Origin of the sequence: Mariniradius sediminis, assembly GCF_021491425.1 — a bacterium.
Lineage (GTDB): Bacteria > Bacteroidota > Bacteroidia > Cytophagales > Cyclobacteriaceae > Mariniradius > Mariniradius saccharolyticus.
In genome coordinates, this window is record NZ_JAKEVZ010000026.1 from 25,496 (window position 1) to 31,508 (window position 6,013).

At 46.3% G+C, this 6,013-nt stretch carries 6 protein-coding genes; 1 reads left to right on the top strand and 5 read right to left on the bottom strand.

Going from position 1 to position 6,013, the window contains the following annotated elements; all coding sequences use genetic code 11:
* Positions 1–62: 62 nt before the first annotated feature.
* The 5 genes from L0U89_RS19775 to L0U89_RS19795 all read right to left on the bottom strand — a co-directional run bounded on the left by L0U89_RS19775 (position 63) and on the right by L0U89_RS19795 (position 5,273).
* The gene (locus tag L0U89_RS19775) at positions 63–755 is read right to left on the bottom strand and encodes a DUF4349 domain-containing protein (protein ID WP_008626348.1); all 693 of its coding nucleotides are present in this window, start codon (positions 753–755) and stop codon (positions 63–65) included.
* 411 nt (positions 756–1,166) lie between these two features.
* A complete protein-coding gene (locus L0U89_RS19780; RefSeq protein WP_234863108.1) occupies positions 1,167–2,141 on the bottom strand; it encodes a hypothetical protein in 975 nt (324 codons plus the stop codon).
* A gap of 97 nt (positions 2,142–2,238) precedes the next feature.
* Entirely contained in the window at positions 2,239–3,144 is a 906-nt protein-coding gene (locus tag L0U89_RS19785; RefSeq protein ID WP_234863109.1) for an NAD-dependent epimerase/dehydratase family protein, read from the bottom strand.
* 201 nt (positions 3,145–3,345) lie between these two features.
* Positions 3,346–4,626: a hypothetical protein gene (locus L0U89_RS19790; RefSeq protein ID WP_234863110.1), complete on the bottom strand. Its 1,281-nt coding sequence runs from the start codon at positions 4,624–4,626 to the stop codon at positions 3,346–3,348.
* Positions 4,627–4,802: 176 nt separating this feature from the next.
* The gene (locus tag L0U89_RS19795; protein WP_234863111.1) at positions 4,803–5,273 is read right to left on the bottom strand and encodes an Imm44 family immunity protein; all 471 of its coding nucleotides are present in this window, start codon (positions 5,271–5,273) and stop codon (positions 4,803–4,805) included.
* Between the two features lie 136 nt (positions 5,274–5,409).
* Here L0U89_RS19795 and L0U89_RS19800 point away from each other — a divergent pair.
* A partial coding sequence (locus L0U89_RS19800; protein WP_234863112.1) for a transposase occupies positions 5,410–6,013 on the top strand: 604 nt, incomplete at its 3' end.

Genomic DNA, 6,013 nt, shown 5'->3' on the forward strand with positions numbered 1-6,013 from the left:
ACTCCTTCAGGTTGATGAACGATATCGGGAAAGGATGTCATGGTGTTTTAAACCTATTTATTTCAATTCCGAACAAAAATCCATTTTACTGATTCATAGAGTCCTATTCCGATGTAACCCAAGATGCCGGGTTTAACTTTTTCCTCCATTAAAACTGTTATGGTCGAATATTCTGACAGGTGCTTTAGCTGTGTGATTTTTCCTTCCAATGAGTCAATATCCCCATTCAATCGTTCTAATTCCTTTTCCACCTTCAATGCCGCCTCTACTGTTTCGGCTCTCGCCAACAACTCCAAATACCTTTTTCTTGCATTTCTCGCATTGTCTAGGCGGATTTGATAGTCTACAAACTGATCTGTCACGTCGTTTCCTGAAATAGTCTTGTCCTTAACTTTTCCAAGCGATGAAATGTCAGCGATTGCGCTTTGGAGTTTGTCAGATTTCACCCTAAGAATCGATTTTTTGTTTCCGAGGGTCTGCACATAGCCGTCATACTTAAGGGCTGTTTCTGCCAACTTTACGTTTGTCGAATCCGGAATCTTAACTACGATTTTTATCGACGCGTCGTAAATTACAATACGCCTCGTGTTCTCAGAGTCATTTTCATAGGCCCGCCTTTGGTTAGGTCTGGATTCTTCGGATTCAATCATCTTCGAACCAGCATACGAGCTTGATTGCTCGGTTGGTTTGTTTACGGCACAACCGGATAATATTGCTACCGAGGTGATAATGAAAACAGTTCTTTTGATTTCCATTCTGTATGATTCCTTTAGCATTTTTGTCGTTCGGGTGATTGTTGGATGAGCTCGATAAATACAACTAAATTTATTATAACTTAATGCTTCGTGATCTTTTTTTAAATGCTGTCTCTAGCAAATACTAACCAAAAACGACTATTCTGACTGATTTCACTGACCTCGAGGCTGAACAATAAATCAACTTTGTTGAATTAACGAGATTGTTGGTAAAACAGTACATTGATCGATACAAACTTGTTTCCTTGGATCATTACAGGAGTAGTCTTCAATTCAGCGGGAAAGCTTCGCAATCAAAAAAAGAAAAGCCAGTCGTTGCGAAACGGCTGGCTTTTTTTCGTTTAAGATCGAGCGTATTTTCGTCAATTGGTGCAGGCAGGAAAGTCGACTGTATCTTTTTTGAAACAACTTTTAAAATTCATCGATCCGGTCTACCACAAATATCCGCGAATTCTCCCCGTTTTGGAGTTTGTAGGAAATTTGTCTGGTTTTCCCTGTTTTGGTGCCATTGTCAAAAATGGGGAAGCGTTGTGCCAGATTGGTTTCGACCAAGGCAAATTCATCTCCTCCCTGATAGCCTTTGTTGATCTTTTCGTTTTCCTCAGTCGGGGGGAAATAAACAGCGCTCATCGATTTCTTATTGTTGACGGAAAAGGCATAGACGTGTCCTTTGCCATTGGCTCCAATTTCTTTGGTGAATACTACCAATTCAGGTAAACCATCGGAATTCAAATCTCCCACTTCAGTGCTTTGTACAACATGGTTTTTGATATCCATGGTTTCCTTGAATTCATTGGGAAGGCCAAAAGTGAAAATGCTCAATTCATTTGTGCCGTTTTTCTCGATCGCGGAAACGTTGAAGCCCACCCCTTGCAGATTTAGCACTTTGCTGAATTGGGTTTTGTCGATTTGGCTTTGGTCCAATGCTTCATCGATTTTCCGATAGGTGCCGGCCAGGCTCGCGCCGCCCGAACAATAGAAATATAGGATTGACTCGCCACCTTGGCTTTCGGGTTCGATCCGAAGGCTGTTTTGACCAAACCGAAATCTTATCACCTTGTCGTCAACCCTTGTGCTGTAAGTGCTGTCGTCAAATCGCTGTACAGTCGCGTCAAATGTGCAGGTGGGTTTCTTCTTGTCTGCTCGTGACCTGACGGATATTTTCAATTGGTCACCTGCTTCAGGGGTCACAGTTACCGCCACCCAATCATAGCCTTCGTTGCGCTGATCGTAGGATTCGGTGACATAGTTTCCCGTAAAATCGGGTTTTTTAACCGCGGTTTCGACGGATTGGGTTTCCGCCACGGGTGGTTTGGGCTCGTTCTTGCACCCAAAAATGATCCCCGTGAAGGCAGCGATGAGTAGGGAATGCCTGAGATTTGCCATGCTTTTATTTGTTGTCTTGTATTCACTTGGAAGTAAACTAGCGGTCCAGATTTTCCAGGATTGTATTTCATTCCCGTACATCGATCGTTTTATTGGGTCATTCCTCTCCTCCCACATATTTCCGCCAATGGTGCTGCTCCTTGAAGCCAAGGACTTCGCGGAGTTTGCGGTTAGAGAAAAGTGCTTCATGCTCACCAAGCTCCCGGGTGACGGGTACGCCCGGGAAAAACCGCTCGGCCAATTCCTTGCTCGGTAGGACCGCGCCGTTGTGGTCGTTGGCGACATTGAATACCTGATAGCCCATTCCGTCCTTTTTCAGGCACAAGTCCACAGCCTGCCCAAGGTCGCGGGCATCGATATAGTTGAAGATGCATCGACGGCGGACTTCGGGGTTTTTGAGATAGTGGGGAAAAAGCGAAGCGTACTCATGCGGCTCGATCACGTTTCCGATCCGCAGCGCATAGATGTCATACCCCGATCTGCGCTGAAAGCTGCGGGCAGTCTGCTCATTGAGTACTTTCGAAAGCCCATAGCTGTCCATGGGGTCCACATCGTAGCCTTCCTCCAAGGGTAGGGAGCGGGGATTGGTCTGGCCGTCCGAGAAGCACACGCCGTACGTGGTCTCCGAGGAGGCGATGATGATTTTCTTGATGCCCAGCTTCACCGCAGCCTCGATTACATTGTAGGTACCGATGGTATTGACGCGGAAGGTCTCGTTGTCGGGTTTGATTAGGATGCGTGGGACCGCGGCAAAATGCACCACGGCGTCAAACTTCGGCACACCTGTACCCGGTTCCAACTCATCGAAGCTTGCATAGGCGCTCATCGCATTGAACATCTGGCCCGAGTCCGTGATATCGGCCGTCAGGTTGTCTACGCCCGGATAGTGCAGCGGCACCAAGTCCACGTTCATCACGCGATGCCCTTGTTCCAGCAAATAAGGAATTACATGCCTACCCGCCTTTCCCGATCCTCCGGTGAAAAATATCCGCATTTTTTTCATTTCTGTTTCTGTTTACAAGTGAAGCTTATGCCCACAAGTTAAGCAGGTAGCGGAACAAAATCCATGGGCTTGGTAAGATTGTGGGGGAGAGTTGGAAGTGAGTTTGTTTTAATGTTTGAAGATAGCCGAGGCAGAGTTCATTGAAAAAATTGAAAACAAATGTTTGATTATTTCACTTTCCGCGCCACAGGTAGTTTCATTTCATTTGCCGAGGCCTCGAATCTTTTTGGTTTCGCTGATGATTCTTCCAAAATGCTCCTGATGCCTTCCAGAGGCGAGTTCTGCTTCAAATGCATCGGCGATTTCTTTGACCTTGGCTACGTATTCCTGATTTCCTTCCGAATAGAGGTGTTTTCCAAAAAGTAAGGATTGATCATCCTCCCGCATTGTGATATCGAATTTTAGCCCCTCGGCCGAAAAAGTGATGATGCGCCCCGTGTATTCATGGTATCTGTCTTCTACGATGTTGGCTGCCGTCAATCCAGCATGCTGTTCCAGAAAAGTAAGAAACACGGGCAACATTTCAGCCTTCACGGGGTAGAGCGAGTAATATGGATTGGTTTCATATTCGACATTGAACCGGCCGCTCCAATAGGGTGGGGTTTCTAGTTTCCGGATCGTTAGCCTGTCGCCGCTGTCCGAATTTTTCCATTCAAAAAACCTTTCAAACCAGTCGTAGTTCATCTCACCCACGTCAAGCAGGCGCAAGTCATTGTCGTCAAATATGACCGCATAGCCATTGTCTTCCCGGTAGTCATATACGACAAGCGCTTTCTCGCTGTCGGGAAGGTCTTCATCTGCAGTGTCCCAGCTTTGGAAATTTGCCCTGAAAACAATGCTTTTTTGGTCGGGTGAAAAAGCAAGGGCACCATGTGGCGTGGGAAAATTGTAGTGGTCGACATCGTGGTTGTCCAAGTGGAAAGGTCGGATGCTACGGGTATATACATCCAACAAAGCCCGCTCGCCAACCATCAGGAAGCGCCCGCCCCGCAAGGAGTCCAATCGATCCAAGTTGTCGGTACTGTTTCTGGCAAATACCTCCGTGTATGGTCCAGGTTGTCCATTTTCGCTATCCACAAACTGCAGGGAAGCAAAATCGCTGTTTTGTTCCACTATAGGCTGGACAACGGGAGCACCGTCTTGAATGTAAATCAGATAAAGACTTTGACTGCCTGCCAATAGAGTCGGGTCGGGAGCATCGGGAAGGGCATAGACACGCCATAGGAAGGGCAGGCCGGTATTGGATTGCAGTTCCTTGGGAAAAGGCACCTGCTTGCCATCATGCGAAATGGTATAGGCGACCTGCGTCCAGCCGACTTTGCCTTTATCCAAGTCGAATGACTTTCCAGAACTCCCTTCTACCTTGATCTCAAAGGGGCCGTAGATGATTGTTTTTTCGAAGCTTTCGGTGGTGCCCGAGCACTTGGAAAACAAGAAAATCGTGATCAGGAAAAGAATGGTGAGGATACCGGCGATTTTCATGTCTGGATCAATTAGGTGTACCCATTTTCAGGAAATCACAATTCCGTCCACTTTGCGAACAGCCCTGAAATCTGTTCATTGAATTAAGAAAAAAAATCGTGAATCCATGCATTTGGCTACCTGAAAGCTTTTCGAAAGGGCGTCGTGATTCAAAGGGATGTGTTTGAATAGACACTTCAAGACGTGATGACTTGGCGGTTGGCGAGGCCATCTACCCGATTGGCTACAGTATTTATTCTTTTATATTTTTTGTCAATCAGATAATTTTCTAAATCGGATTTGTAGGATTCAAAGTCGAATTTTTTCAGTTTTGATAATCGCGTAAGACAATCTGATTCGGTTAGTAATTCATCATACACTTTCTCAATTAGTTTATCCTTTTTTAAGGCCGAAACTTGGCTAAATTCAATTTTACAATCTATCTCCACACAGTTATTTGACTTAATTTCAATTCCGTCAAAATACGAAGGTCTTTCTCCGGGCCTTTGTCTCGGTCTTTTCATTTTAAAGAATTGGTCAAATTCCGGTTTCAAAGTTATTAGTCCGAAATAGAATTGACTTAGGTCTTCTCCATAATCTCGATTTTCAAAAAATGCTTTCAACTCAACAGATAGGTCATTTGTCCAATTATTCTGTTCTTGAGTCAAGTTCGTGTGCCTGTTGCACAACTCGTTGACGGAAGATACAAATTAATTTAGGTTTTTGGGTAATCGAAGGTTTTTAAAATGGTTTAAAATGTTGATATACAGTTGTTTGGATTGTTGTTTTTACCTATTTTAAGACATGCAAGGACGACAGCGAATCCATCCCAAACTCTTTTACCAGGTCAGCCTGGAAGACCTCGTCCCCGCCGACAACTACTACCGGAGACTTTCGTCATGCCTCGACCTCGGCTTCCTCTACAAGGCCACGGCACGCTTCTACGGCACCGAGGGCCAGGAAAGCATCGACCCGGTGGTGTTTTTCAAGATGTTGCTGGTGGGGTATCTGAACAACATCAACTCGGACCGGAAGCTGATCGCTTTCTGTTCCAACTGCCTGGACGTGCGGCTGTTCCTCAACTACGATCTGGACGAGGTCCTGCCCTGGCACTCCACGGTCAGCCGGACCAGGCAGCTCTACGGCGAGGAGGTGTTCCTGCAGCTGTTCAGGGAGGTCCTGAGGCTCTGCGTCGGAAAGGGGATGGTCAGGGGCAAGCGCCAGGCGGTGGATTCGGCTTTTGTCAAGGCAAACGCCTCCATGGACAGCCTGTTGGAAAAGGAAGTGGTCGAGGACGCTTCGGCCTATGTCGACGAGCTGGACGAGGGATCCGAATTCAAGGTGACCACGGCCCGAAAGAAGCTGGTGGAAAGGCACCACAGATGGAAAGAGGAAGAATACAAAGGCA

Bases quoted from the DNA above. Each gene is read 5' to 3' on its own strand.
- L0U89_RS19790 (WP_234863110.1), bottom strand. From the start codon at position 4,626: ATGAAAATCGCCGGTATCCTCACCATTCTTTTCCTGATCACGATTTTC.
- L0U89_RS19775 (WP_008626348.1), bottom strand. From the start codon at position 755: ATGGAAATCAAAAGAACTGTTTTCATTATCACCTCGGTAGCAATATTA.
- L0U89_RS19780 (WP_234863108.1), bottom strand. From the start codon at position 2,141: ATGGCAAATCTCAGGCATTCCCTACTCATCGCTGCCTTCACGGGGATC.
- L0U89_RS19785 (WP_234863109.1), bottom strand. From the start codon at position 3,144: ATGAAAAAAATGCGGATATTTTTCACCGGAGGATCGGGAAAGGCGGGT.